Origin of the sequence: Burkholderia sp. MSMB1498 (genome assembly GCF_001526245.1) — a bacterium.
Taxonomy (GTDB): Bacteria; Pseudomonadota; Gammaproteobacteria; order Burkholderiales; family Burkholderiaceae; genus Burkholderia; species Burkholderia savannae.
Genome location: NZ_LOYJ01000088.1, coordinates 1 through 25,372, shown reverse-complemented (window position 1 = coordinate 25,372; position 25,372 = coordinate 1). Strand labels below are relative to the sequence as shown.

At 67.9% G+C, this 25,372-nt stretch carries 24 protein-coding genes and 1 pseudogene; 13 read left to right on the top strand and 12 right to left on the bottom strand.

The features are described from left to right. Positions 1 to 265: 265 nt before the first annotated feature. Positions 266 to 634, bottom strand: coding sequence for a c-type cytochrome (locus WS91_RS19320; RefSeq protein WP_038748686.1), 369 nt, complete (start codon positions 632 to 634; stop codon positions 266 to 268). 40 nt (positions 635 to 674) lie between these two features. Then, positions 675 to 1,034 (bottom strand): c-type cytochrome, encoded by a 360-nt coding sequence (locus WS91_RS19315; RefSeq protein WP_038748688.1) that lies wholly within the window; start codon positions 1,032 to 1,034, stop codon positions 675 to 677. Positions 1,035 to 1,267: 233 nt separating this feature from the next. Between WS91_RS19315 and WS91_RS19310 the strand changes: the two genes are divergently transcribed. The 5 genes from WS91_RS19310 to WS91_RS19290 all read left to right on the top strand — a co-directional run bounded on the left by WS91_RS19310 (position 1,268) and on the right by WS91_RS19290 (position 6,707). Further along, complete coding sequence (locus WS91_RS19310) at positions 1,268 to 2,110, top strand: AAA family ATPase (protein WP_038748690.1); 843 nt, start codon at positions 1,268 to 1,270, stop codon at positions 2,108 to 2,110. A gap of 122 nt (positions 2,111 to 2,232) precedes the next feature. Then, entirely contained in the window at positions 2,233 to 3,408 is a 1,176-nt protein-coding gene (locus WS91_RS19305; protein WP_038748692.1) for a vWA domain-containing protein, read from the top strand. A 61-nt stretch (positions 3,409 to 3,469) separates the two neighbouring features. Beyond that, complete coding sequence (locus WS91_RS19300) at positions 3,470 to 4,687, top strand: benzoate/H(+) symporter BenE family transporter (RefSeq protein ID WP_059670797.1); 1,218 nt, start codon at positions 3,470 to 3,472, stop codon at positions 4,685 to 4,687. A 281-nt stretch (positions 4,688 to 4,968) separates the two neighbouring features. After that, complete coding sequence (tal, locus tag WS91_RS19295; RefSeq protein ID WP_059670796.1) at positions 4,969 to 5,922, top strand: transaldolase; 954 nt, start codon at positions 4,969 to 4,971, stop codon at positions 5,920 to 5,922. Positions 5,923 to 6,272: 350 nt separating this feature from the next. After that, positions 6,273 to 6,707, top strand: coding sequence for a VOC family protein (locus WS91_RS19290; RefSeq protein ID WP_059670795.1), 435 nt, complete (start codon positions 6,273 to 6,275; stop codon positions 6,705 to 6,707). A 118-nt stretch (positions 6,708 to 6,825) separates the two neighbouring features. Here the strand turns inward: WS91_RS19290 and mctP are convergent, their stop codons facing one another. The 7 genes from mctP to WS91_RS19255 form a co-directional block, all read right to left on the bottom strand. Beyond that, the gene (gene mctP / locus WS91_RS19285; RefSeq protein ID WP_038748699.1) at positions 6,826 to 8,376 is read right to left on the bottom strand and encodes a monocarboxylate uptake permease MctP; all 1,551 of its coding nucleotides are present in this window, start codon (positions 8,374 to 8,376) and stop codon (positions 6,826 to 6,828) included. Continuing rightward, complete coding sequence (locus WS91_RS19280; protein ID WP_038748701.1) at positions 8,373 to 8,612, bottom strand: DUF3311 domain-containing protein; 240 nt, start codon at positions 8,610 to 8,612, stop codon at positions 8,373 to 8,375. The genes mctP and WS91_RS19280 overlap by 4 nt, the downstream gene beginning before the upstream one ends. Before the next feature lie 264 nt (positions 8,613 to 8,876). Beyond that, entirely contained in the window at positions 8,877 to 9,800 is a 924-nt protein-coding gene (locus WS91_RS19275) for a hypothetical protein (RefSeq protein ID WP_059670794.1), read from the bottom strand. Between the two features lie 199 nt (positions 9,801 to 9,999). Next, entirely contained in the window at positions 10,000 to 10,476 is a 477-nt protein-coding gene (locus tag WS91_RS19270; RefSeq protein ID WP_038748743.1) for a DNA-deoxyinosine glycosylase, read from the bottom strand. Then, entirely contained in the window at positions 10,476 to 11,078 is a 603-nt protein-coding gene (locus tag WS91_RS19265) for a chorismate--pyruvate lyase family protein (RefSeq protein WP_197419449.1), read from the bottom strand. Before WS91_RS19265 ends, WS91_RS19270 begins: the two co-directional genes overlap by 1 nt. After that, entirely contained in the window at positions 11,078 to 12,976 is a 1,899-nt protein-coding gene (gene htpG / locus WS91_RS19260) for a molecular chaperone HtpG (RefSeq protein ID WP_038748705.1), read from the bottom strand. The genes WS91_RS19265 and htpG overlap by 1 nt, the downstream gene beginning before the upstream one ends. A gap of 132 nt (positions 12,977 to 13,108) precedes the next feature. Further along, the gene (locus tag WS91_RS19255) at positions 13,109 to 14,560 is read right to left on the bottom strand and encodes an aminotransferase-like domain-containing protein (RefSeq protein WP_059574701.1); all 1,452 of its coding nucleotides are present in this window, start codon (positions 14,558 to 14,560) and stop codon (positions 13,109 to 13,111) included. Between the two features lie 324 nt (positions 14,561 to 14,884). On the opposite strand from WS91_RS19255, the gene WS91_RS19245 reads away from it, so the two are divergent. The 6 genes from WS91_RS19245 (at position 14,885) to WS91_RS19220 (ending at position 22,377) form a co-directional block, all read left to right on the top strand. Next, a complete protein-coding gene (locus WS91_RS19245; protein ID WP_059670793.1) occupies positions 14,885 to 15,793 on the top strand; it encodes a DMT family transporter in 909 nt (302 codons plus the stop codon). Between the two features lie 58 nt (positions 15,794 to 15,851). Further along, positions 15,852 to 17,033 (top strand): aminotransferase-like domain-containing protein, encoded by a 1,182-nt coding sequence (locus tag WS91_RS19240; RefSeq protein WP_038748712.1) that lies wholly within the window; start codon positions 15,852 to 15,854, stop codon positions 17,031 to 17,033. A gap of 60 nt (positions 17,034 to 17,093) precedes the next feature. Further along, the gene (locus WS91_RS19235; protein WP_038748714.1) at positions 17,094 to 17,552 is read left to right on the top strand and encodes a RidA family protein; all 459 of its coding nucleotides are present in this window, start codon (positions 17,094 to 17,096) and stop codon (positions 17,550 to 17,552) included. A 4-nt stretch (positions 17,553 to 17,556) separates the two neighbouring features. Further along, positions 17,557 to 18,450: a PhzF family phenazine biosynthesis protein gene (locus tag WS91_RS19230; protein WP_059645794.1), complete on the top strand. Its 894-nt coding sequence runs from the start codon at positions 17,557 to 17,559 to the stop codon at positions 18,448 to 18,450. A gap of 218 nt (positions 18,451 to 18,668) precedes the next feature. Next, on the top strand, positions 18,669 to 21,029 hold the full coding sequence (locus tag WS91_RS19225; protein WP_059574704.1) for a bifunctional diguanylate cyclase/phosphodiesterase: 2,361 nt from the start codon (positions 18,669 to 18,671) through the stop codon (positions 21,027 to 21,029). 139 nt (positions 21,030 to 21,168) lie between these two features. Then, a complete protein-coding gene (locus WS91_RS19220; RefSeq protein ID WP_052145093.1) occupies positions 21,169 to 22,377 on the top strand; it encodes a chromate transporter in 1,209 nt (402 codons plus the stop codon). Positions 22,378 to 22,503: 126 nt separating this feature from the next. Here WS91_RS19220 and WS91_RS36895 read toward each other — a convergent pair. Then, positions 22,504 to 22,862 (bottom strand): annotated as a pseudogene (locus WS91_RS36895) (histone deacetylase family protein); the annotation flags it as partial. A gap of 99 nt (positions 22,863 to 22,961) precedes the next feature. After that, positions 22,962 to 23,423: a multidrug/biocide efflux PACE transporter gene (locus WS91_RS19210; protein WP_038748747.1), complete on the bottom strand. Its 462-nt coding sequence runs from the start codon at positions 23,421 to 23,423 to the stop codon at positions 22,962 to 22,964. 105 nt (positions 23,424 to 23,528) lie between these two features. Here WS91_RS19210 and WS91_RS19205 point away from each other — a divergent pair, with 105 nt between their 5' ends. Beyond that, on the top strand, positions 23,529 to 24,413 hold the full coding sequence (locus WS91_RS19205) for a LysR family transcriptional regulator (protein ID WP_038748721.1): 885 nt from the start codon (positions 23,529 to 23,531) through the stop codon (positions 24,411 to 24,413). 63 nt (positions 24,414 to 24,476) lie between these two features. Here WS91_RS19205 and WS91_RS19200 read toward each other — a convergent pair whose 3' ends face one another. Further along, positions 24,477 to 24,935 carry a CopD family protein gene (locus tag WS91_RS19200; protein WP_059670791.1) on the bottom strand — a complete coding sequence of 153 codons (459 nt, stop codon included), beginning with the start codon at positions 24,933 to 24,935 and terminating at the stop codon, positions 24,477 to 24,479. Between the two features lie 68 nt (positions 24,936 to 25,003). On the opposite strand from WS91_RS19200, the gene WS91_RS36025 reads away from it, so the two are divergent. Then, a complete protein-coding gene (locus WS91_RS36025; protein ID WP_197422252.1) occupies positions 25,004 to 25,255 on the top strand; it encodes a hypothetical protein in 252 nt (83 codons plus the stop codon). The last annotated feature ends 117 nt before the right edge of the window (positions 25,256 to 25,372 follow it).

Below are 25,372 nucleotides of genomic sequence, written 5' to 3'. Positions count from 1 at the left end.
ACGAGTCCGCCGCACGCTGCGCCGTGCGCATCCTCGGGCGAGCACACGCCGCCCGCGCGTCGCGCTCCGGAAACGCTCGCACACCGGCGAGCGCCGCGCTCACCCCGCGCTTGCGCGATCGCCCGCACCGCCGCGCTCGCGATCGCATCGCACGCCGCTATCCGCGCGCTGCGCGCCGAACAAAAAAATGCCCCGCGCGAAGCGGGGCATTTTTTCGGGCGCGCGCCGCGCAAGCGGACGCACGCGACGCCGGACGTATCCGTCCTTACTTCTTGAACACGAGGCTGCCTTGCAGCGACTCGAGATACGCGGCGATGTCCTTCATGTCGGCAACCGACAGGCTCTGCACCTGCGCCTGCATGATCGCGTTGTTGCGGCCGAGGAGCGGGTTCGTCAGGCCCATCTGATACTCGCGCATCGCCCAGACCAGATAGTCGGCGTGCTGGGCCGCGAGGCGCGGATATTCCGCGTTGATCGGATTGTCGAGCTTCGCGCCGTGGCAGGCCGCGCAGTTGTGCGACTCGACGAGTTCCTTGCCCTTCGCGATGTCCGCCGCATGCGCGGTGCCGATCGCGAAGCCGGCCGCGAGCGCGAGCGCCGCCGCCGTCTTGAGTGCCGTCTGAGGCTTCTTCATGGATGCTCCTATCCCGGTGCTGAGATCAGCAAGCGCGAGCTTACTTGTAGGGATTGTTCTTCGAATCGGGCTTTTGCGCGGCGTAGTAGGCCGCGAGATCGGCGACGTCCTGATCCGTCAGCGATTCGGCGATCGCGTTCATCGACGGGAAATGGCGATCCTTCTTCCGGTAGGCCTTCAGCGCGTTCTCGAGATAAACCTGGTTCTGGCCGCCGAGGAGCGGAACCCGGTAGACTTCCGGGTAAGCGACGCGGTAGCCGTCGATGCCGTGACAGCCGATGCACATCGCGGCCTTGCTCGCCCCGTCCTTCGGGTTGCCGACCACACCGGCCGCCTGCGCGCCGGCGGCGAGCGCCGCGAGCGCCGCTGCGACAACGACATGTTTGCCGAATTTATTCATAGCTCTTGTAACCTAGCTTGAGGGGAAACTGGCGCCCGCAAAGGCAACGGCCGGCGCCGTTTTACTTGTGAGGCCGCCACGCAGGCCAAAAAAACGGCCAGATTGTACCGCGTCGCCGGGGAATGCGTCCACCATGCGGCCCCGCCGAGTGCGCCCCGCACGATACACCGCGCGCGCGAAGCCGTCGGCGCTTCTGCCTTATACTGGGATTTTTTCGCCGGAAGCTCGCCGCCATGCGTTTCGAAGGTTCCTCGCACTACGTCGCGACAGACGATCTGAAGCTCGCCGTCAACGCCGCCCTCACGCTGCAGCGCCCGCTCCTCATCAAGGGCGAGCCGGGCACGGGCAAGACCATGCTCGCCGAGGAAGTCGCCGCGGCGCTCGGCATGCCGCTCTTGCAGTGGCACGTCAAGTCGACGACGAAGGCGCAGCAGGGCCTCTACGAGTACGACGCGGTATCGCGCCTGCGCGACTCGCAGCTCGGCGACGAGCGCGTGAAGGACATCGCGAACTACATTGTCAAGGGCGTACTTTGGCAGGCGTTCGACGCCGAGCGCCCGAGCGTGCTCCTCATCGACGAGATCGACAAGGCCGACATCGAATTCCCGAACGACCTGCTGCGCGAGCTCGACCGGATGGAGTTCCACGTGTACGAGACGCGCGAGACCGTGCGCGCGAAGCACCGCCCGCTCGTCATCATCACGTCGAACAACGAGAAGGAGCTGCCCGACGCGTTCCTGCGCCGCTGCTTCTTCCACTACATCCAGTTCCCCGATCCGTCGACGATGCAGAAGATCGTCGCGGTCCACTACCCCGGCATCAAGCAGGACCTGCTGCGCGCGGCGCTCGAGAGCTTCTTCGAGTTGCGCGGCGTGTCGGGGCTGAAGAAGAAGCCGTCGACGTCCGAGCTGCTCGACTGGCTGAAGCTGCTGCTCGCCGAGGACATCCCGCCCGACGCGCTGCGCTCGAAGGACCAGAAGCAGATCGTGCCGCCGCTCGCGGGCGCGCTGCTCAAGAACGAGCAGGACGTGAGCCTGTTCGAGCGGCTCGTCTACATGAACCGCCATAACCGCTAGGCGCGCGGGCGCTGCGAGGAGACACGCGAGATGAGCCGCCGGATTTCAGCCGCCACGAGCGCGAACGAGCGCGCGACGCGCGTTTGCCGCCCGGCTCGCCGCGATTGCGCGAGGGCCCGCCCATGCTGATCGATTTCTTCTACTCGCTGCGCGCCGCGAAGCTGCCGGTGTCCGTCAAGGAATACCTGACGCTGCTGGAGGCGCTCAAGGCGCAGACGATCGAGCCGTCGCTCGACGCGTTCTACTATCTCGCGCGCATGACGCTCGTGAAAGACGAGCAGTACTTCGACAAGTTCGACAAGGCGTTCGGCGCGTACTTCCACGGCGTGTCGGCGCTGCCGTCGGACGCGTTCGACATCCCGCTCGACTGGCTCGAAAAGCGCCTCGAGCGCGAGCTCACGCCCGAGGAGAAGGCGCAGATCCAGTCGCTCGGCGGCCTCGACAAGCTGATGGAGCGCCTCAAGGCATTGCTCGACGAGCAGAAGGAGCGCCACGAGGGCGGCAACAAATGGATCGGCACGGGCGGCACGTCGCCGTTCGGGCACGGCGGCTACAACCCGGAAGGCGTCCGGATCGGCGGGCCGTCGAGCGGCAACCGCACCGCGGTCAAGGTGTGGGAAGCCCGCGCGTATCGCGACTACGACGACTCGGTCGAGATCGGCACGCGCAACATCAAGGTCGCGCTGCGGCGGCTGCGGCGCTTCGCGCGCGAAGGCGCGGCCGAGGAGCTCGACCTGCCCGACACCATCCGCAGCACCGCCGCGAACGCCGGCTGGCTCGATATCAGGATGGTGCCCGAGCGCCACAACAACGTGAAGGTGCTGATGCTGCTCGACGTCGGCGGCTCGATGGACGACCACATCAAACGCACCGAGGAGCTCTTCTCCGCCGCGAAGGCCGAATTCAAGCACCTCGAGTTCTACTACTTCCACAACTGCGTGTACGACCATCTGTGGAAGAACAACCGCCGCCGCCACGCGGAGCGCACGCCGACGTGGGACGTGCTGCACAAGTTCACGCCCGACTACAAGCTGATCTTCGTCGGCGACGCGACGATGAGCCCTTACGAGGTGCTGCAGCCGGGCGGCTCGGTCGAATACAACAATCCCGAGGCGGGCGCCGTGTGGCTGCGCCGTCTCGCCGACCAGTTCCCGCGCTTCGCGTGGCTGAACCCCGAGCCCGAGCGGCTGTGGGAATACCGGCAGTCGATCTCGATCATCCGCGACGTGCTCGGCGACCGGATGTATCCGCTCACGCTCGCGGGCCTCGAATCCGCGATGCGCGCGCTGAGCAAGTGACGCACGCGCCGCGCACCGCGCCTTTCACCTCCCCCAACGCATCAGACCCGACGTTTCACCGATGAGCAGTCAGCCGCCCGCCTCCAATCTGTCGCCCGCGCTCGCGCGGCTCAATCTTCTCGCGGACACGTCGCCGTCCGCGCTCGTCGCGGGCTTCGTCGCGATGATGACGGGCTACACGAGCTCGCTCGTGCTGATGTTCCAGGCGGGCCGCGCCGCGCATCTGAGCGATGCGCAGATCTCGTCGTGGATCTGGGCGCTGTCGATCGGCATGGCCGTGACGACGATCGGGCTGTCGCTGCGGTATCGCGCGCCGATCGTCGTCGCGTGGTCGACGCCCGGCGCGGCGCTCCTCGTCGCATCGCTGCCGGGCGTCGCGTACTCGGACGCGATCGGCGCGTTCGTCGTGTGCGCGCTGCTGCTCGCGGCGGTCGGCGCGAGCGGCCTGTTCGACACGCTGATGCGCAGGATTCCGTCCGGCATCGCCGCCGCGCTGCTCGCCGGCATCCTGTTCGAGATCGGCATCGAGATCTTCCGCGCCGCGCAGTTCCAGACCGCGCTCGTGCTCGCGATGTTCTTCACGTACCTGATCGTCAAGCGCGCGGCGCCGCGCTACGCGATCGTCGCGACGCTCGCGGCCGGCACCGCGGCCGCCGGCGCGCTCGGCCTGCTCGACTTCAGCCGCTTCCACGTTGCGCTCGCGCGGCCGGTGTTCACGATGCCGTCGTTCTCGCTGTCGGCGATCGTGAGCATCGGCATTCCGCTCTTCGTCGTCGCGATGGCGTCGCAGAACGTGCCGGGCATCGCGGTGCTGCGCGCGGACGGCTACGAGACGCCGTCGTCGCCGCTCATCGCGACGACGGGCATCGCGTCGCTCGTGCTCGCGCCGTTCGGCTCGCACGGTATCAACCTCGCGGCGATCACGGCCGCGATCTGCACCGGCCCGGAAGCGCACGACGATCGCACGAAGCGCTACACGGCGGCCGTCTGGTGCGGCGTGTTCTACCTCGTCGCGGGCGTGTTCGGCGCGACGATCGCCGCGCTCTTCGGCGCGCTGCCGAAGGCGCTCGTCGTATCGGTCGCCGCGCTCGCGCTGTTCGGCTCGATCATGAGCGGCCTCACCAACGCGATGCAGGACGCGCGACAGCGCGAGGCGGCGCTCGTCACGTTCATGGTCACGGCCTCCGGCCTCACGCTGCTGTCGATCGGCTCGGCGTTCTGGGGGCTCGTCGCGGGCGTGCTCACGCAGGCGATTCTCAACGCGCGTCGCACCGCCTGACGTTCGCCGGGCTCGCGTGCGCGCCGCGTTCGGTCCGCCCGGCTCGCACGCGGGCGGCGGCGCGATCGGCATCCCGATGCATCGCCGGCATGCGCGCTCGATGCGCGGTCGGCGCGCGCCGCGCAACCGTCCGCGCACGAGCGTTCGGCACCGGTTCCCGATTCGGGCCTAAAATGGAGGGCCCGGCGGCCGCGCAAGCCGCGCCGCCACGCATCGCCCCGCGCCTCGCCGCGCGGTCGTCCTCACCGAACCGGCGCGCCGCGCCTCGCTTTCGACTCGTCATGACTACCGCACTCGACCAGCTCAAGCAATACACGACCGTCGTCGCCGACACGGGCGACTTCCAGCAACTCTCGCAATACCAGCCCCGGGACGCGACGACGAATCCGTCGCTGATCCTGAAGGCCGTCCAGAAGGACGCCTATCGGCCGATTCTCGAAAAAACGGTCCGCGACCATGCGGGCGAATCCGTCGGCTTCATCATCGATCGCCTGCTGATCGCGTTCGGCACCGAGATCCTGAAGCTGATCCCGGGCCGCGTGTCGACCGAAGTCGACGCGCGCCTGTCGTTCGACACGCAGCGCTCGATCGACAAGGGCCGCGAGCTCATCAAGCTCTACGAAGCGGCGGGCATCAGCCGCGAGCGCGTGCTGATCAAGCTCGCGTCGACGTGGGAAGGCATTCGCGCGGCGCAAGTGCTGCAGCGCGAAGGCATCCGCTGCAACATGACGCTGCTGTTCTCGCTCGTGCAGGCGGCCGCGTGCGCGGAGGCGGGCGCGCAACTGATCTCGCCGTTCGTCGGCCGGATCTACGACTGGTACAAGAAGCACAAAGGCGCCGAGTGGGACGAGGCGAAGGACGGCGGCGCGAACGATCCGGGCGTCGTGTCGGTGCGCCGCATCTACACGTACTACAAGCACTTCGGCTACACGACCGAAGTGATGGGCGCGAGCTTCCGCACGACGAGCCAGATCACCGAGCTCGCCGGCTGCGATCTGCTGACGATCAGCCCCGATCTGCTGCAGAAGCTGCAGGACAGCGCCGAAACGGTCGCGCGCAAGCTGTCTCCGGACGCGGCGAAGGACGCGCAGCTCGAGCGCGTCGCGATCGACGAATCGTCGTTCCGCTTCCAGCTGAACGACGACGCGATGGCGACCGAGAAGCTCGCCGAAGGCATCCGCCTGTTCTCGGCGGATGCGGTGAAGCTGGAGCGGATGATCGACGCGCTGCGCTGACGCGCGCGGGCCCCGAATCGCGGTGCGGCGCGCGGCGCGGCGTCGACGTCCGCCGCCGCGCGGCTCGGGGCCGGCATCCGTTTCTTTGCTTGCCATTGCATGAATCGACGAAGCGCTGCGTCGCGATGCGATGCGGCGCTCTTGCATCGCGCCGGTGGCGCATGCCCGGCCGTCCGCCACCGGCACGGTTCTTTTGGGGTCCTGTTCGATCGCGGCCCTTCTCCCGAGCGCTTTCCCCGCTCGCGCGTTGCGGCCCTTTTCATTCTTCCCGTCGCTGTCATCCAGACGCACTACAATCGTTCGCACGGGTGCGACTGCGCCCCTCCCAGCCCAAGTTCAAGGAGACGACGATGCAAGTACAACCGTATCTGTTTTTCGGCGGCCGCTGCGACGAGGCGCTGAAGTTCTACGGCGACGCGCTCGGCGCGAAAGTGAATTTCATCGCGCGCTTCAAGGACGCGCCGCCGAATCCCGAGCGGCCGACGCCGCCCGAGATGGCCGACAAGGTGATGCACGCGAATTTCCAGATCGGCGACTCGGTGCTGATGTGCTCGGACGGCGATTGCAAGTCGGGCACGCAGCAGGTGCACAACGGCTATTCGCTGTCGCTCAATCCTCCGAGCGTCGACGAAGGCAAGAAGATCTTCGACGCGCTGCTCGGCGGCGGCGGCGCGGTGACGATGCCGTTCGAGAAGACGTTCTGGGCGCTCGGCTTCGGCATGCTGCGCGACAAGTTCGGCGTGCACTGGATGATCAACGTCGAAGATCCGAACATGAAGAAGTGAAGGCGGCGAACGCTTCGGAAGCCGAAGCTTCCCGCAACCGATCGACGGACGACGCCCGCGGCGCGATGCGCGCCGCGGGCGTCTTTGCTTGCGTTTCCCGCCGGAGCGGACGCGCGCTTCAGCTCTCGACGACGTCGAGATAATCCTCCGGCCGCGTGCGGTCTTCCGCATGCGCCATCCCGAGCACGCGCACGAGCGCGCTGACGACGATCGACACGACGAGATTCACGGCCAGCGCCCAGACGGCCGCGTAGCCCGGAATCGCATAGCCGAACAAATGAATCGTGAAGATCGAGCCGGCGAGCTTCAGCGAGATCGCCATCCACGTGCCGCAGACGAGCCCCGCCGCCCAGCCGAGCAGGAGCCCGCGATAGTCGAGCATGCGCGTGTAGAGGCCGAGCACGATCGCGGGCAGCGTCTGGATGATCCAGATCCCGCCGAGCAGCTGCAGCTGGATCGCGTACGTGAGCGGCAGCCCGAGGATGAACGCGACCGCGCCGACCTTCACGATCAGCGACACGAGCTTCGCGACGTTCGTCTCCTGGTCGTGCGTCATGTTGCGGTTGACGAACTCGCGATGGATGTTGCGCGTGTACAGGTTCGCGGCCGCGATCGACATGATCGCCGCCGGCACGAGCGCGCCGATGCCGATCGCGGCGAACGCGACGCCGACGAACCACGACGGGAAGAAGTGCAGGAACAACGCGGGCACCGCGAAGTTCGGGCCGAACGCCTTGAAGTACGGCGCGTATTGCGGCATGTCCTTCACGCCCGACGCGAGCGCCATGTAGCCGAGCAGCGCGAGCAGGCCGAGCACGAACGAATACGCGGGCAGCATCGCCATGTTGCGGCGAATCGTGTTGCCCGACGACGACGACAGGATCGCCGTCACCGAATGCGGATACAGAAAGAGCGCGAGCGCCGAGCCGATCGCGAGCGTCGTGTATGCGCTGAAGCCGTTCATGCTCGACGCGTCGGGCACCTTCAGCAGCAGCTTCGCGGGGGGCACCGCGCCGAAGATGTGCCCGAAGCCGCCGAGCTTCGCCGGAATCACGATCACGGCCGCGGCGATCGTGATGTAGATCAGGATGTCCTTGACGATCGCGATCATCGCGGGCGCGCGCAGGCCCGACGTGTACGTGTACGCGGCGAGAATCGCGAACGCGATGATGAGCGGCAGGTCGCCGACGAAGCCCTTCGTGTCGAAGCCGAGCCCGCCGATCACCACTTCGATGCCGACGAGCTGCAACGCGATGTACGGCATCGTCGCGACGATGCCCGTCACGGCGACGGCGAGCGCGAGCGAGCGGCTGCCGTAGCGGGCGCTGACGAAATCGGCGGCCGTCACGTAGCCGTGGCGCTTCGCGATGCTCCAGAGCTTCGGAAACACGACGAACGCGAACGGATAGATGAGGATCGTGTACGGCAGCGCGAAGAAGCCCATCGCGCCCGCGCCGAACACGAGCGCCGGCACGGCGACGAACGTGTACGCGGTATAGAGATCGCCGCCCAGCAGGAACCACGTGACGATCGTGCCGAAGCGCCGGCCGCCGAGGCCCCATTCGTCGAGATGCGCGAGATTGCCGCGCCGCCAGTTCGCGGCGAGAAAGCCCATGATCGTCACGCCGACGAAGAACAGCACGAAGACGAAGGTCGCGGTCAGGTTCATTTGCCGTCTCCCCGCGGAACGCCCTTCCAGCAGTTCTTCGTCTTGAAGTAGACGAACGCGGTGATCACGGCGCTAATGAACACCCACATCAGTTGGTACCAGTAGAAAAACGGGAAACCGAGCCATTGCGGTTCGATCTTGTTGTACGACGGCACCCAGACCATCGCGACGAGCGGCAGGACCAGCAGCCAGAGCCAGCGTTTCGCGGCCCGGTTGGCGTCGGCATCGTGAGCCATGACGTCTCCTCTTCACATCCCGGTTATTGATATGTTCTGAACGGGTACGGCGGTGCGAGAGGAACGACACGACGGGTAAGCTGCGCCTCCCCTGGCGTCAGTCAGTATAAAAGTCGGAAATACCCTGTCATACGAGGGCGAACCCGGAGCCGGCCCCGCCGCCGCCCGCCCTTGCGGCGGCGGCGCGGGCGGCCTGCGCGGCCTCTGCGGCCTCTGCGGCCTCTGCGGCATACGCGGCCTTCGGCCTGCGCGGCCGCTTCGGCGTCAGATCGTGAACACGTCGGCGCGCTCGCCGAGCGACGCTTTCAATTCTTTCACCCATGAGCGCGCGGGCAGGCGCAGCTCGGCCTCGATCAGCTTCGCGCGCTCGGTCAGCTGCGCGAACGGCACCGATAGCGCCGGGCCCGAGAACGCGAGCGCGATCCGATTGCCGTCGTGCACTTCGGGCAGCGCGATCACGCGCTGGTCGAACGCGGCGTTCAGGTGCTTCATGTTGCGCACGAAGCTCGGATGATCGCCGAACAGGTTGATCGTCGCGACGCCCGCACCGGCCAGGCAGCCGCGCACCGCGCGATAGAACGCGACGCTGTCGAGCACCGGGCCGCGCGCGGTCGCGTCGTACAGGTCGATCTGCAGCGCGCCGATCGTGCCGCGATTCTTCGGATCATTGACGAAATCCCACGCGTCCGCTTCGTGGACGGTCAGGCGCGCGTCGTCGGGCGGCAGCTCGAACATCGATCGCGCGGCGACGATCACGGCCGGATTCAGCTCGACCGCCTCGACGTGCGCGCGCGGCAGGAAGCGATGCGCGAACTTCGTCAGCGCGCCGGTGCCGAGGCCGAGCTGGACGATGCGCTTCGGCGTCTCGAGAAAGAGCAGCCACGCCATCATCTGCTGCGCGTACTCGAGCTCGATGTGATGCGGCTTCGACAGGCGCATCGCGCCCTGCACCCACTCGGTGCCGAAATGCAGATAGCGCACGCCGCGCTCTTCGGAGAACGTGACGGGCGCGAAGCGCGGCTTGCGAGGCGCGTCGAGCACGGCAACGCCGTCGACTTCGTCGTCGAACGCGGCGCGGCTACGCTTCGCGCGGGACGGCTTGAGCTTGTCGGAGCCGTTGAACGGAGACGGCTTGCCGCGCTGGAACGCGCGCGCCTCGGCGGACGCGCGCTTGATCAATCGGGTCATGGATGAATCTCGTACTGATGTGGGTCTTCGGGCGAACGAGAGGATAGCACTCGCGGCATTGAGCACACGTGAAACGGTTGCTCGCCGCATCGGTTCGCCCCGCATTCCGCGGCACTCGACGCGAAGGATGACGAAGCAAAACGAAACGAACGGGAAACGCGCGACGGCCGGCGTCGGCGATCGCGTCGCGCGCAGCGCGTCAGGCGACGATGCCCTTCCAAATGATCAGCTTCTGGTCGAACGACAGCGTTGCATTGGCCGGGCTCGACGATGGCAACACGAGCGTATCGAACCCCGCCGCGCGAATGATCGCTTCGAACCGCCCCGCCGTCTTGCCGTTGAAGCACACCTTCTTCAGCGACGGCGCGACTTCCCGCAGCGAATCGAAATCATTGGGCTTCGCATGGCGGATCGCCGAATCGAGGCTGCCTTCGCGGTGGCACGCAGCGAGCACGTCCCAGATGCCGAAGCCGTGCGCGAGCACGCGCGCGAGACGCGCGTCGTACGGCAATTCATGCAACGCAGGCTCGCCGAGCGCCGCCCCGAGCAGCCGCCAGAACTGATTGCGCGGATGCGCGTAATACTGCGCGGCCACGAGCGACGCCTCGCCGGGAAAGCTGCCGAGAATCAGCGTGTGCGTGCCGGGCGCCACGACGGGAGGAAAGCCGCGCAACATCACGCGGCCTCGCCGCCGCGCGCGCGGCGCGCGCCGGGCGCATCGAGATGCCGCCACAACGCGGGCAGCATGCATTCGGTCACCATCAGCGGCTCGCCGTGCCGCTCGAACACCGAGCGGCGCGCGGCGAATGCGTGCGGCGCGATTTGCGCGCGCTCGAGCGCGCGCGACGCGAGCGCGAACAGCGAATGGCCGGCGATCACGCGCCGGCTCACGAGCGCCGAGCGCGTCACTTCGGGATCGCTGTACAGCAGCTCCGCGAGCGGCCGCGTGCGCAGCCGCCGCATCGCCTGCCACACGCCCTTGCTCGCGGCGAGCGGCGCGATGCTGTGCGCGGCGACGAACGGCGTGCCGTCGACCGCGAGCACGACTTCGCGCACCCACACCGGCGTGCGCGGCGCGCATGCGAGCGCCGCGTGCTCATCGGCCCACGGCGTCGCGACGGTCTCGCGCGTCACGCGCACCGTCACGCGGCCGAGCCGCGCGAGGTGCGCGGTCAGCGAGCCGCCGCGCGTGAGCCAGTCCTTCTGCGCGCTCGACGCGCCGGGGCGCGGCGTCTCGCGCCAATGCGCGTCGGCCGCGTCGAAACGCATCCGCGCCATCACGCCGCGCGCGACAGCAACAGCGCGTTGGTCCGCTTCACGAAGCTTGCCGGGTCCTCGAGCGCGCCCCCTTCGGCGAGCAGCGCCTGCTCGAACAGCAGATGGCACCAGTCGCCGAAGTCCGCGCCGTCGGCCTTCAGCGCCTTGACGAGCGGATGCTCCGGATTGATCTCGAGGATCGGCTGGAACGACGGCGCGTTCTGGCCCGCCGCCTTCAGCATCCGCTGCAGGTAGCCGCTCATGTCGTTGTCGTCGGCGACAAGGCACGACGGCGAATCGGTGAGCCGGAACGTCACGCGCACGTCCTTCACCTTGTCGCCGAGCGTTTCCTTCATCTTGTCGACGACGGGCTTCATCGCCTCGCCCGTCTGCTCCTGCGCCTTCTTCTCGTCGTCGTTCAGCGCGCCGAGATCGAGGTCGCCGCGCGCGACGCTCGCGAGCCCCTTGCCGTCGAACTCGTGCAGGAACGACAGCATCCATTCGTCGACGCGATCGGTGAGCAGCAGCACTTCGACGCCCTTCTTGCGGAACACTTCGAGATGCGGGCTGTTCTTCGCGGCCTGCCACGTGTCGGCCGTCACGTAGTAGATCTTCGTCTGCTCGGGCTTCATCCGCGCGACGTAATCGGCGAGCGGCACGTTCTGCTCGTCGGTGTCGCCGTGCGTCGACGCGAAGCGCAGCAGCTTCGCGACGCGCTCGCGATTCGCGTGATCCTCGCCGACGCCTTCCTTCAGCACCTGGCCGAACGCGCTCCAGAACGTCTTGTACTTCTCGCGGCCGGCGTCGTCTTCGGCGTTCGCGAGCTCTTCGAGCATCGACAGGGCGCGCTTGGTCACGCCTTCGCGGATCGCCTTCACGTCGCGGCTTTCCTGCAGGATCTCGCGCGACACGTTGAGCGGCAGATCCGACGAGTCGACGACGCCCTTCACGAAGCGCAGGTACTGCGGCAGCAGTTGCTCCGCGTCGTCCATGATGAACACGCGCTTCACGTACAGCTTGAGGCCGCCGCGATAGTCGCGGTTCCACAGGTCGAACGGCGCGTGCGACGGCACGAAGAGCAGTTGCGTGTACTCGCTGCGGCCCTCGACGCGGTTGTGCGTCCACGCGAGCGGATCTTGGTGGTCGTGCGCGACGTGCTGGTAGAACTGCTTGTACTGCTCCTCGGTGACGTCGCTCTTCGCACGCGTCCACAGCGCGCTCGCCTGGTTGACGGTCTCGTCCTCGTCCTTCTCGACCATCTCGCCCTTTTCCTGATCCCACTCTTCCTTCTTCATCAGGATCGGCAGCGCGACGTGGTCCGAATACTTCTGGACGATCGATTTCAGGCGGTACGACGAGAGCAGTTCGTCCTCGCCGTCGCGCAGGTGCAGCGTGATGGTCGTGCCGCGCGCGGCGCGCTCGATCGCATCGACCGAGAAGTCGCCTTCGCCCGCGCTTTCCCAACGCACGCCCTCGGACGCGGCCAGGCCCGCGCGGCGCGTCTCGACGGTGATCCGGTCCGCGACGATGAAGCCCGAGTAGAAGCCGACGCCGAACTGGCCGATGAGCGCCGCGTCCTTCTGCTGGTCGCCGGAGAGCTTCGAGAAGAATTCCTTCGTGCCCGAGCGCGCGATCGTGCCGAGGTTCGCGATGGCCTCGTCGCGGCTCATGCCGATCCCGTTGTCGTCGATCGTGATCGTGCGCGCGGCCTTGTCGAATGACAGGCGGATGCGCAGGTTCGGATCGCTCTCGTAGAGCGCGTTGTTTTCCAGAGCCTCGAAACGGAGCTTGTCAGCGGCGTCGGACGCGTTCGACACGAGTTCGCGCAGGAAGATTTCCTTGTTGCTGTAAAGCGAATGAATCATCAGGTGGAGGAGCTGCTTGACCTCTGCCTGAAAGCTCATGGTTTGCTGAGTCATCTTGATTTACCCATTGATTGCGTCAATTACGACAGACGTTTTCGATTCACGACCCCAAAGGAGCCGGCGCGCGGCGTCATCACGCTTTCGCGACGCTCGACCGCGCCTCAAGTTGGGGCGCTCGACGGAATTTCAAGAGGCGCGGCGGTTCACGCCGTCGAGATAGCGGCCGAGGAACGCGGGCAACGCCGGATCGCCGCAGTTCGCGACGTTAAAGCGCGTCCACGTCGACGGCGACTGCTGCGGCGAGAACAGGCTCCCAGGCGTGAGCAGGAAACCCTCCTCGTGCGCGGCCGCGGCGAGCGCGTCCGAATCGACGCTCGTGTCGGCCCACAGGAACATCCCCGCCGCCGGCATCGTGAAGAGCCGCATCCCGCTGCGCTCGAGCATCCGCGCGGTCTTGTCGCGCACGCCGTCGAGCCGCGCGCGCAGCCGCTCGACGTGGCGCCGGTAGTGCCCTTCCGTCAGCACCTTGTACAGCACGCGCTCGTTGAGCTCGGGCGTCGTCATTCCGACGAGCATCTTCTGGTCGGTCAGCGCCTTCGCGAGCTCCGGCGCGCATGCAATGTAGCCGACCCGCAGGTTCGCCGCGAGCGTCTTCGAATAGCTGCCGAGGAAGATCACGCGCTTTAGCTGATCGAGGCTCGCCATGCGCGTCGCCGGATAGCTCGGCGGGCACAGATCGCCGTAGACGTCGTCCTCGACGACGAGAAAATCGTACGCCTCCGCGAGCTTCAGTATCCGGAACGCCTGCGCGGCCGACAGCGACGTGCCCGTCGGGTTGTGCAGCACCGAGTTGATCACGAGCATCTTCGGGCGCCACATCTGCACGAGATTCTCGAGCGCGTCGAGATCGGGGCCGTCCGGCGTGTACGGCATCCCGACGAGCTGCGCGCCCTGCGACGCGAAGCGGCCGAACATCTGGAACCAGGCCGGATCGCCGACGATCACCGCGTCCCCCGGCCGCACGCAGTGGCGCGCGATGAGGTCGATCGCCTGCGTGATGCCGGACACGAGCACGAGCTGCTCGGGCGTCGCGCCGATCTCGATTTCGGCCAGGCGCGTCTGCAGCTGCTGGCGCAGCGGCAGGAAGCCCTGCGCGCTGCCGAAGCCGAGCATCTGCGCGCCGGACTGCCGGCCGAGCGCGCGCAACGCGCTCGTGATCAGCTCGCCGTCGAGCCAGCGGCTCGGCAGGTAGCCGAGCCCCGGCCCCTTTTCAGGGCTGACCGTATGCAGCATGTTGCGCAGCAGCCAGACGACGTCGATCGTGTTGTGCACGGGCTGCGCCCGCCCGCCGCCCGCCGCAACGGGCGGCGGCCCCGGCGCGCGCTCGCGCACGTAGAAGCCGGAGCCGCGCCGCGAATCGAGATAGCCCTGCGCGACGAGCCGCTCGTAGGCTTCGACGACCGTGAAACGCGACACGCTCTTGTCGATCGCGAGCTTGCGGATCGACGGCATCCGCATGCCGGGCCGGAACACGCGCTCGTCGATCCGGCGGCGCGCCCACTGCACGAGCTGGTCGACGAGCGTGAGCGTCGCGGTATCGTGCGGCGCGGGAATCTGCGCGAGCGGAACGGTGGACATCGCGGGCCTCCAACTGTACCGAAGAGTATCGCGGCGATTGTACCGTTACTGTGCCGGCCCCTGCGATTACAGTTTTTTCGACGGCGATGCGACGCGGTGACGCACGCGCGCCCGAAAAACCGGTTCCGACTTCCGGCCGGGCACGGCGCACCTGATCGGCGTCGAGACGGGCGATGCGCCCGCGCTCGCGGTCGAATTCGACACGCCGGCGGGCACGCTGCGCTCACGCGTGCGCCCGCCCCGCTTCCCGCTCACTACAACCGCTCACTACAACCGCTCACGACAACCGCTCATGACAACCACTCGCGACCACGGAGCCCCCTCATGAATTCGCGCGAAACACGCGGCATGCTGCTCGGCCTGATCGGCGTGATGATCTTCAGCCTGACGCTGCCGATGACGCGCATCGTCGTCACCGAGCTCCATCCGCTCCTGAACGGCCTCGGCCGCGCGCTCGCCGCCGCGGTGCCGGCCGGGCTGCTGCTGTGGCTGCGCCGCGAGCGCGTGCCGAGCCGCGCGCAGTTCAAGAGCCTCGCCGTCGTGTCGGCGGGCGTGATCGTCGCGTACCCGGTGTTTTCCGCATGGGCGATGAAGACCGTGCCCGCCTCGCACGGCGCGGTCGTCAACGGTCTGCAGCCGCTTCTCGTCGCGTTGTATGCGGCGTGGCTGTCGCGCGAGCGGCCGTCGAAAGCGTTCTGGGCGAGCGCCGTCGTGGGCAGCGCGCTCGTCGTCGCGTACGCGCTGCGCGACGGCGGCGGCGCGCTGCAGCGGGGCGACCTGCTGATGCTCGTCGCGGTCGGCCTCGGCGCGCTCGGCTACGCGGAAGGCGCGCGCCTCGCGCGCGAGATCGGCGGATGGCAGGTGATCTGCTGGGCGCTCGTCGTGTCCGCGCCGTTGCTCGTGCCGCCCGTCGGCTGGCTCGCGTGGGCGCACCACGCGGCGCACCCGGGCCCGGTGTCGCCGCGCGTGTGGCTCGCGTTCGGCTACGTGACGCTGTTCTCGCAGTTCGTCGGCTTCTTCGCTTGGTACGCGGGCCTCGCGATGGGCGGCACCGCGCGCGTGGGCCAGGTGCAGCTCCTGCAGATCTTCTTCACGATCGCGTTCTCGGCGCTCTGCTTCGGCGAAACCGTTTCCTCGTCGACCTGGCTGTTCGCCGCCGCCGTGATCGCGACCGTCGTGCTCGGCCGCCGCGCCGCCGTGAGCACCGCGCCGCAGCCCGCTCGCGCGGCCTGATTTGACGAGCGATAATCGCCCCTTTCATTCACGACCCACGATACCGACCGAGGAGACCATGAATCCGAGCGATCTCAAGCCGCCCCACTGGGCCCTGTCCGAACGCGCACGCAAGCTCACGAGCTCGGCGATCCGCGAGATCCTGAAAGTGACCGAGCGCCCCGAGGTGATCTCGTTCGCGGGCGGCCTGCCGTCGCCCGCGACCTTCCCCGCCGAGCGCATGCGCGAAGCCGCCGACCGCGTGCTGCGCGACTCGCCCGCCGCCGCGCTGCAATACAGCGCGACGGAAGGCTTCCTGCCGCTGCGCGAGTGGATCGCCGAGCGCTATCGCGTGCGCGCGACGCAAGTGCTCGTCACGACGGGCTCGCAGCAGGCGCTCGATCTGCTCGGCAAGGCGCTGATCGATCCGGCGAGCCGCGTGCTCGTCGAGACGCCGACCTACCTCGGCGCGCTGCAGTCGTTCTCGCTCTTCGAGCCGACCTACGTGCAGGTGCCGACCGACGACGCGGGCCTCGTGCCCGACGGGCTCACGCCCGAGCTCACGAAGGACGCGCGCCTGTTGTACGCGCAACCGAATTTCCAGAATCCGACCGGCCGCCGCTTGCCCGTCGAGCGCCGCCGCGCGCTCGCCGCGTTCGCGCAGACGAGCCCGTTCCCGGTGCTCGAGGACGATCCGTACGGCGCGCTCAACTATGCGGGCGAACCGCTGCCGACGATGCTGTCGATGGCGCCCGATCACGTCGTCCACCTCGGCACGTTCTCGAAGGTGCTCGCACCCGGCCTTCGGATCGGCTATATCATTGCGCCCGAGGAGCTGCACTTCAAGCTCGTGCAGGCGAAGCAGGCAACGGACCTGCACACGCCGTCGCTCACGCAACGCATCGCGTACGAGGTGATCCGCGACGGCTTCCTCGACGAGCACATCCCGACGATCCGCAAGCTCTACGCCGCGCAATGCGAAGCGATGCTCGCGTCGCTCGCCCGGCACATGCCGCAAGGCGTGAGCTGGAACCGCCCGGAGGGCGGCATGTTCATCTGGGTGACGCTGCCCGCGCAGATCGACAGCATGCAGCTCCTCGAGGCGGCGGTGGCGAACAACGTCGCGTTCGTGCCGGGCGCGCCGTTCTTCGCGAGCGACGCGCAGAAGAACACGCTGCGGCTGTCGTTCGTCACGGTGCCGCCGGAGCAGATCGAGGAAGGCATCGCGCGGCTCGGCAAGCTGCTGCGCGAGCGCCTGTGACGCTTCTCGTTCGTTCACACATTCACGATTTCACGATTGACTCACGAGGATAGGAATCAGATGGCAAACGTCTACGACAAACTGAAGGATCTCGGCATCGAGCTGCCGGTCGCGGGTGCGCCCGCCGCCGCCTACGTGATGAGCGCGCAATCCGGCGACACCGTCTATCTGTCCGGCCACATCGCGAAGAAGGACGGCAAGGTGTGGGCCGGCAAGCTCGGCCACGACGTGACGACGGAGCAAGGCAAGCAAGCCGCTCGCGCGGTCGCGATCGACCTGCTCGCGACGCTGCACGCGCACACCGGCGACTTGAACAAGGTCAAGCGCATCGTCAAGGTGATGAGCCTCGTCAACTCGACGCTCGAGTTCACCGAGCAGCACATCGTGACGAACGGCGCGTCGGAGCTGATCGCCGAAGTGTTCGGCGACGCGGGCAAGCATGCGCGCTCGGCGTTCGGCGTCGCGCAGATCCCGCTCGGCGCGTGCGTCGAGATCGAGCTGATCGCCGAAGTCGCGTAACGCGATGGCCGCCGCTGCCGGCACCGTGACGGTGCGCTTCAAGCAGGTCGACGTGTTCACGTCGGTGCCGTTCAAGGGCAATCCGCTCGCCGTCGTATTCGACGCGCACGCGCTCTGCGACGCCGACATGCTCGAGATCGCGCGCTGGACGAACCTGTCCGAGACCGCGTTCCTCGTCGCGCCGACCGATCCCGCCGCCGACTACCGCGTGCGGATCTTCACGCCGGGCGGCGAGTTGCCGTTCGCGGGCCACCCGACGCTCGGCGCCGCGCACGCGTTTCTCGACGCGGGCGGGCAGCCGAAGACGCCCGGGCGGCTCGTCCAGCAATGCGGCGCGGGGCTCGTCGAGCTCGCGCGGCGCGACGGCGGCTGGGCGTTCGCCGCGCCGCCCGCGCGCGTGACGCCGCTGCCCGAGCGCGACTGGCCGGCGCTCACGGCCGCGCTGCGCACGGGCGCGATCGATTTCGGCGCGCCGCCGCAGGCGGTCGACAACGGCGCGCCGTGGCTCGTCGTGCGGCTCGCGTCGGCGGCCGACTGCCTCGCGCTCGCCCCCGACCGCGAGGCGCTCGCGCCGATCGCCGCCGCGCTCGGCGCGGGCGGCCTCGCCGCATACGGCCCGCATCCGGCCGACGGCCCGGCGACGTTCGAAGTCCGCTGCCTGATGACGGGCGACGCGTTCGCCGCAGGCGAAGACCCCGTGACGGGCAGCGCGAACGCTGCGATCGCGGGCCTCCTCGCGCAGGCCGGGCGCCGCCCGGGGCGCAGCTACACCGCGCGCCAGGGCACCGCGCTCGGCCGCGACGGACGCATCGCGGTCGATTACGACGACGACGCGGGCAAGATCTGGATCGGCGGCGCCGCGGTCACGCTCGTCGACGGCCGCATCCGGCTGCGGTAGGCCGCGCGTTCACCCGGCCGCGCCCGCCGCGCGGCCGGTTCCGCGCGGGCCGCGCGCGGGACCGATCCCCTCCTCACCCGGTTAGCGATATCCTGGCCGCGCTAAATTAAAGACTGACCATTCAGTAATATCGGGCCTCGTCTATTGTCTTCTTTATCGGCCCGTTTACTCGGTTATCCTGTCGGATCGCCCATGCGCGCAAGGACACGTTTCGTCCGATGAGTTCGTCCCGGTCACACGCCGCCCGCGCCGCGCGGCCGGTGCGCGCGACACGCAAGTCGCGCCGCCGCCGCGCGTTGTTCGCGATCCCGCTCCTCGGCACGCTCGCGCTCGCGCTGCTGTGGGTAGCCATCATCGCGCGTCTGTCCGTCGAGAAGGAAAGCGCGTACCGCGAGGCCGCGGCGTCGGCCGCGATCCTGTCGACCGCGCTCGAGCAGCACACGGTCAAGGCGATCCATCAGGTCGACCAGATCACCCGCTTCGTCAAGTACGAGTTCGAGAAGTCGCCCGCGCACTTCAATCTCGCGAGCACCGTCGAGAAAGGCGTCGTGCCGAGCGACACGCTGATCCAGGTGTCGCTCCTCGACGCGCGCGGCCGGCTGACCGCGAACACGGCCGACCCGCATCCGAAGCCGATCGACCTGTCCGACCGCGAGCACTTCAAGGTGCACGCGCACCGCAACGACGACGATCTGTACATCAGCAAGCCGGTGCTCGGCCGCGTGTCCCGGCACTGGACGCTGCAGATGACGCGGCGCCTGAACCATCCGGACGGCTCGTTCGCCGGGGTCGTCGTCGTGTCCGAGGACCCGACCTACTTCACGAACGACTTCTACAACAACGCGACGCTCGGCAAGGACGGCGTGATCGCCGTGATCTCCGACACGGGCGCCGTGCTCGCGCGCAGCACGGGCTCCGCGCAGAAGGTGCCCGGCACGTTCTCCGCGTCGGGCGTGTATCCGGTGTCCGAGCGCGCGTCGGGCACCTACGTCGATCCGATCGACAGCATCGTGCGCATCGTGTCGTACCGCCATCTCGACGGCTACCCGCTCGGCGTGATGGTCGGCCTGTCGCAGGCGGACGAGCTCGCCGACTACCACCACACGCGCAACGTCTATCTGCTGATGACGAGCTTCATCACGCTCGCGATGCTCGCGTTCTTCGGCGTCGCGACGGGCCTGATCGGCAAGCTGCTCGGGCGCGAGCGCGAGATGACCCAGCTCGCCGAATTCGATCTGCTCACCGGCCTCGCGAACCGCTACGCGACGCTGCGCAGCCTGCGCAACGACGTCGCGCTGCCGTCGAACCTGTCGCGGCTCGCGATTCTCTTCATCGATCTCGACAACTTCAAGACCGTCAACGACACGCTCGGCCACAACGCCGGCGACATCGTGCTGCAGATGACGGCCGCGCGCCTGTCCGACGCGGTCGTGAACGAAGGCGCGCTCGCGCGCATCGGCGGCGACGAGTTCGTCGTCGTCGTGAAGGGCGACGACGTCGAGCGGCGCGCCGAGCGCCTCGCGGAGGCGATCGTGCGGATGTTCGCCGAGCCGTTCGACGTGCGCGGCAGCTCGTTCGTGCTGCACGCGAGCATCGGCATCGCGCTGCATTCGGTGGAAAACGAAAGCGAGATCGACCTGCTGAAAAAGGCGGACCTCGCGATGTACAGCGCGAAGGACGCGGGCAAGAACTGCTATCAGTTCTACGCGCCGCATCTGTCGCATCGCGCGGATCACCTGATGCGCTGGGAACAGCAGTTGCGCGTCGCGCTGGCGGACGGGCAGCTGTTCCTCGCGTACCAGCCGAAGATCGACCTCACGTACCGCTGCATCACCGGCTTCGAGGCGCTCGTGCGCTGGGACCATCCGGAACACGGCGTGATCTCCGCGAACGAATTCATTTCGATCGCCGAATCGACCGGACTCATCGTGCCGATCGGCGATTTCGTGATCCGCACCGCGTGCGAGCAGCTCGCGCGCTGGCGCAACGAAGGCCACGACAAGCTCACGCTCGCCGTCAACATCTCGCCCGTGCAGTTTTGGCGCGGCGACCTGATCGAGACGATCTCGCGCGCGCTCGTCGAGACCGGGATCGAGGCGCGCCGCCTCGAGCTCGAGATCACCGAGACCGCGATGATGGAATACCCTGAGCTCGTGTCGGAGAAGATCGTCGCGCTGAAGAAGCTCGGCATCCGCGTCGCGCTCGACGATTTCGGCACCGGCTATTCGTCGCTGTCGTACCTGCACCGCTTCTCGGTCGACACGCTGAAGGTCGACCGCTCGTTCATCCAGGCGATCCCGGCCGACCGCAGCGTCTGCGTGATGGTGTCGTCGATCGTGCACCTCGCACGCTCGCTCGGCCTCACGGTCGTCGTCGAGGGAACGGAAACCGAGGAGCAGATCGCCTGGCTCACCGCGCTCGGCCGGATCGAGGCGCAAGGCTTCCTGTTCTCCCGACCGGTGCCCGCCGACGGCATTCCGGCCCTTCTCGCGCGCTTCGGCGTATGCGGCGGCGACAGCGCTTCCCCGCTGCGCCGGGATATCGCGAGCACCGCTAAACAATCGACGGGCGGCGACTAAACACCGCACCCTCGTTTGCGCCGCGCGCCCGGTGCGTACTCGTTTTCGCTCATACAACTACCGGTTTTCCGAGTGCACAATGGAACGTGCGACGCACATGTGGCCGCGGGTGCGTCCACGACCGCACTTGGACATCAGCATGACAATCGCAAGCGTGGAGGCCGCGTGTTGCGGCGAGCGAGAATCGCTATGGGCATTGTTCAAGACCGTGACAGGCGTTTCCGCCGTGTCGTGGGGCGGTCTTGCGATGATGGCTCAGCTCGAGCAGCATTACGTCAACCATGAGCGGCGTATCGATCCGCTTTCGTTCGCCGATCTCGTCGCGCTCGCGTGGATGATGCCCGGCCCCGTCGGCTGCAACGTCGCGGTTCAGGTCGGGCACGCGCTGCGCGGCCACGCCGGCGCGTGGATCGCCGGCATCGCGAGCGTGCTGCCGTTCTTCGCGGCGATGACGGTCTTCGCGATCTTCTACCAGACGCCGTTCGTGCGCACGCTCGCGTCGCCCGTGCTGCTGCATCACTTCGGCATGGTGCTCGCCGCGCTGATCGGGCTCACCTGGTTCAGGCAGATCCGCGCGCTGGTGCACGCGCCGCTCGAGCGCGTGATCGCCGCGCTCGCGACGGTGCTCCTCGCGCTCGCGCACAGCCCGGCCACGTTCGTCGCGATCCTGACCGCCGCGTTCGCCGTCGGCTGGCTCGCGGGCGGGCACCGCAGCAGCGAGACGCTGCGGCTCGCGCTGCCCGCGCGCGAATGGCGGCTCCTCGTATCGCTGGCGGTCCTGATCGCGCTGTTCGCGCTGCCGCTGCCGATCGAATACGAATCGTCGCTATTCTGGCCGCGCCTCGCGGGCGCCGGCATGACGCTCTTCGGCGGCGGCTTCTCCGCGCTGCCCGTGCTGAAATCGCTGTTCGTCTCGCGCGCGACGGGCATCACCGAGCAGGACTTCATGCTCGCGTTCACGCTGTCGCCGGTGTCGCCCGGGCCGCTCCTGAACGTCGTGCCGTTTCTCGGCTATCTCGAGGACGGCTGGCGCGGCGCGCTGCTGTCGACGGTCGCGCTGTTCGTGCCGTCCGGCTGCCTCGTCATCTTCGCGCGGCGGCACGTCGAGCGCCTGAAGCTGCATCCGCGCTTCGCGAGCGGCATGCGCGTGCTGCGCGCGGCCACCACCGCGTTCCTCGCGATCGCGGCCGTGCGGCTCGTCGCGAAGACGCCCGTCGAGCCGGTGTATTGGGCGACGGGCGTGATCGCCTGGCTGTGCCTCGCGCGATTCAAGGTGCCCGTCTATGCGCTATACGGCGCGGTCGCGGCCGCGTGCGGCGGCTGGCTGATTCTCGCGGCGCATGGGTGAATGCGGCCCGAGGTTTTCCGCGATCTATTGTTTCTCGTGGTTTCGCGTTGTTGATTTGAGTTGCTGATTCGAGTCGTCGATTCGCTTCACGGTCGCGTTTCGCGTCGCGCCGTACTTGTCTCCCCCTTCGTTCGCTGCGTTGTGCTTCGCTGCCGCCCGCCTCCCGCTTCGCGGCCTTTGGCGATGCGTCGCGCGCCACGTGTCCGCGCCGACGGGGCAACTGCCGTCGGCGAAATAGCGGCCCGCCCGCGCGAGCACGCCGCGCGGCACAGCGCGTTCGGCTCGCGCTCGAACACCTCCGACATCACTGCGTCGCCCCAGTCCTCCGGCATCGTGTTCCACCCGCGATGCGCAGCGTCGAGAAAGCGCAGCTAGTTCATGTCGTGCACGGCCGCGATCGGCGCGACGCCGAAGTCGGCCGGCTCGCGCACGGAAAGGCCCATCGCGAGCGCCGCCGCGACAAGCCGCGCCGCGCGCTCGGGCACCTACGACGAAGCGCGCCGCGACGCGCTTGCACAAAAAAAGAAAAAGCCGGCGTCGCGCCGGCTTTCGAAAGGGACCATCGAAGAAGAATCGGATTCCGTTCATCGCCACGCCACCGCCCTTTGCGCGATCCAGCGCGCACGCAGACGGTCGTAGCCGAGGTTGAACAGGAACGTGAACGGCAGGAAGAACAGCAGGATGCCGAAATCGAGCAAGAGCGCCTCGAGCAGGCTGATCCCGAGCCACCATGCGGCGAGCGGCAGCGCCATCGCGACGAGGCCGAGTTCGAACGCGATCGCATGCATCGCGCGCACCGCGAACGTCCGCGCGAGACGATAGCGGCGCTCGATCCGCTCGAAGAGCGCGTTGAACACGACGTTCCACACCATCGCGATCACGGATACCGCCGCCGTCAGCACCCCGACGTGCACGAGCGACAGGCCGAGCACCCAGCTGACGACCGGCGCGCAGATCGCGATCGCGGTCACTTCGAACGCGAGCGCGTGCACGACGCGCTCGGCCAGCGTCTTCGTCGGCACGTGCCTGGTCATTTGCATTTGCATGAAAAGCTCCATCGGTGAATGAGATGGCGCTATTTTCATCGGATTAACCGTAATCATCCAATTTGATATGATCGGTTTTTCCGATACATCAAAGGAGCATGCGCGATGCGCCACTCCCCCGAAGCGCTGCTCGCGTTCGCCGAGGCCGCCAACCTCGGTTCGTTTTCGGCCGCCGCGCGCAAGCTCGGCAAGCGGCAGTCGACGATCAGCGAAGCGATCGCGAACCTCGAGATCGACCTCGGCGTCACGCTGTTCGACCGCTCGACGCGCCAGCCGACGCTGACCGACGCGGCCCGCGCGCTGTTGCCCGAAGTGCAGCGCGTGCTCGAGGCGAGCGAGGCGATCGATCAGGTCGCCGCGCGTCTTGCGGGCGGCGAGGAGGCGCGCCTCACGCTCGTCATGTCGGACACCTATCAGTCGAGCCGATACGAGCAGACGCTTGCAGCGCTCGACCGTCGCTTTCCGACGCTCGAGTTCGAATGTCAGATCGCCGAGCACGACGACGTGCTCGACCTGATCCAGCAAGGCCGCGCGCAGCTCGGTCTGATGGCGGCGCGCAGCACCTACCCGCCCGACATCGGCGCGGCGACGGTCGCCGAGCGCTCGGAGATCGGGCTCTACGTCGGCCGGCAGCATCCGTTCGCCGCGTACGGCGACGCCGAAGTACCGCTCGCCGCGCTGCACGACGCACGCGAGCTGCGCCTCAATACCTACGTGGCGCCGCACGGCGAGCGGATCGAAACGGGGCTCGTCGCGGGGCGGCGCTGCTGGTCGGCGCCGAGCTATCTGCTGTTGCTGGAAATGGCGGTGGCGGGCTTCGGCTGGGCGGAGTTGCCGCGCTGGATGGTCGAACACTTCGCGCGCGAACAGCTCGTCGAGCTCAATGCGCGCGGCTGGCCGCGGCGCGTGCCGGTGGATGCCGTGTGGTCGCGCGGCCGGCCGCTCGGACCAGCCGGCTCATGGCTGCTGGAGACGATGCTCGCGCCGTGACGCGCGCATCGGCGAAACAAACGCCCCGCGTGCGCGAGCGTCGAAGGCTGGGGACGCCGAAGGTCAGAAGCCGCGCGACAGCGCCGCGGCGGCGATCGTCACGACGCCGAGCACGAGGTTGACGATCACGAGGAGACGCACCGCATTCACCGCGCGCGCGCCGTCCGGCCAGTTCTGCGCCTGAACCGCGCGGCGGATGCGCGGGAACAGCGCGAAGCGGATGTGGCCGAAGATCAGCATCATCACCACGCCGAGCCCCGCCATCGCATGCAGCGGCCACGTCGCGTGCGCGCCGCCGAACTGCGTGAGCAGGAAGCCGCCCGTGAGCAGGATCACGATCACCGAGCCCGCGACCCAGTTGAAGAAGCGGCCGAATACCGCTTCGACGAGCGGCAGGCGCAGTTGCGGCGACAGATCGGACAACGCGGGACGCAAACAGAAGTTCGCAAACACCATGCCGCCGACCCACACCGCGACCGCGAGCAGATGGAGAAACAGAGCGACGGCGATGGCGTGAGACATGAGGGGGACCTTTTCTTTCCGGTTTTCAGGTGACCGATGCGCCGCGCGGATGCACGGCGCGCGACACGATGAGCGCATTCGACAGCCGCGGCGCGCGACGGTTCAGCGCAATGCACGCGGGTTGCGGCTTTTGGGTGCGCCGCTCTAGTCGAACGGCGCTTCGGCGTTTCGGCGTTTCGGCGTTTCGGCGTTTCGTTTGTCGATTGCGGGTTCGTCGACGTTGCGACGATGCGTGCGATTCGCTTGACGCGCTGCGGATACGCCGCGACACGTGCGCCGCCGCGCGGATCGCCATGGCCGACATCGTGCGCAAAGGATAACGAACGAAGAGGGTCGGCGGTCGGCGGTCGGCGGTCGGCGGTTCGCCGTTCGCCGTTCGCCGTTCGCCGTTCGCCGTTCGCCGTTCGCCGTTCGCCGTTCGCCGTTCGCCGTTCGCC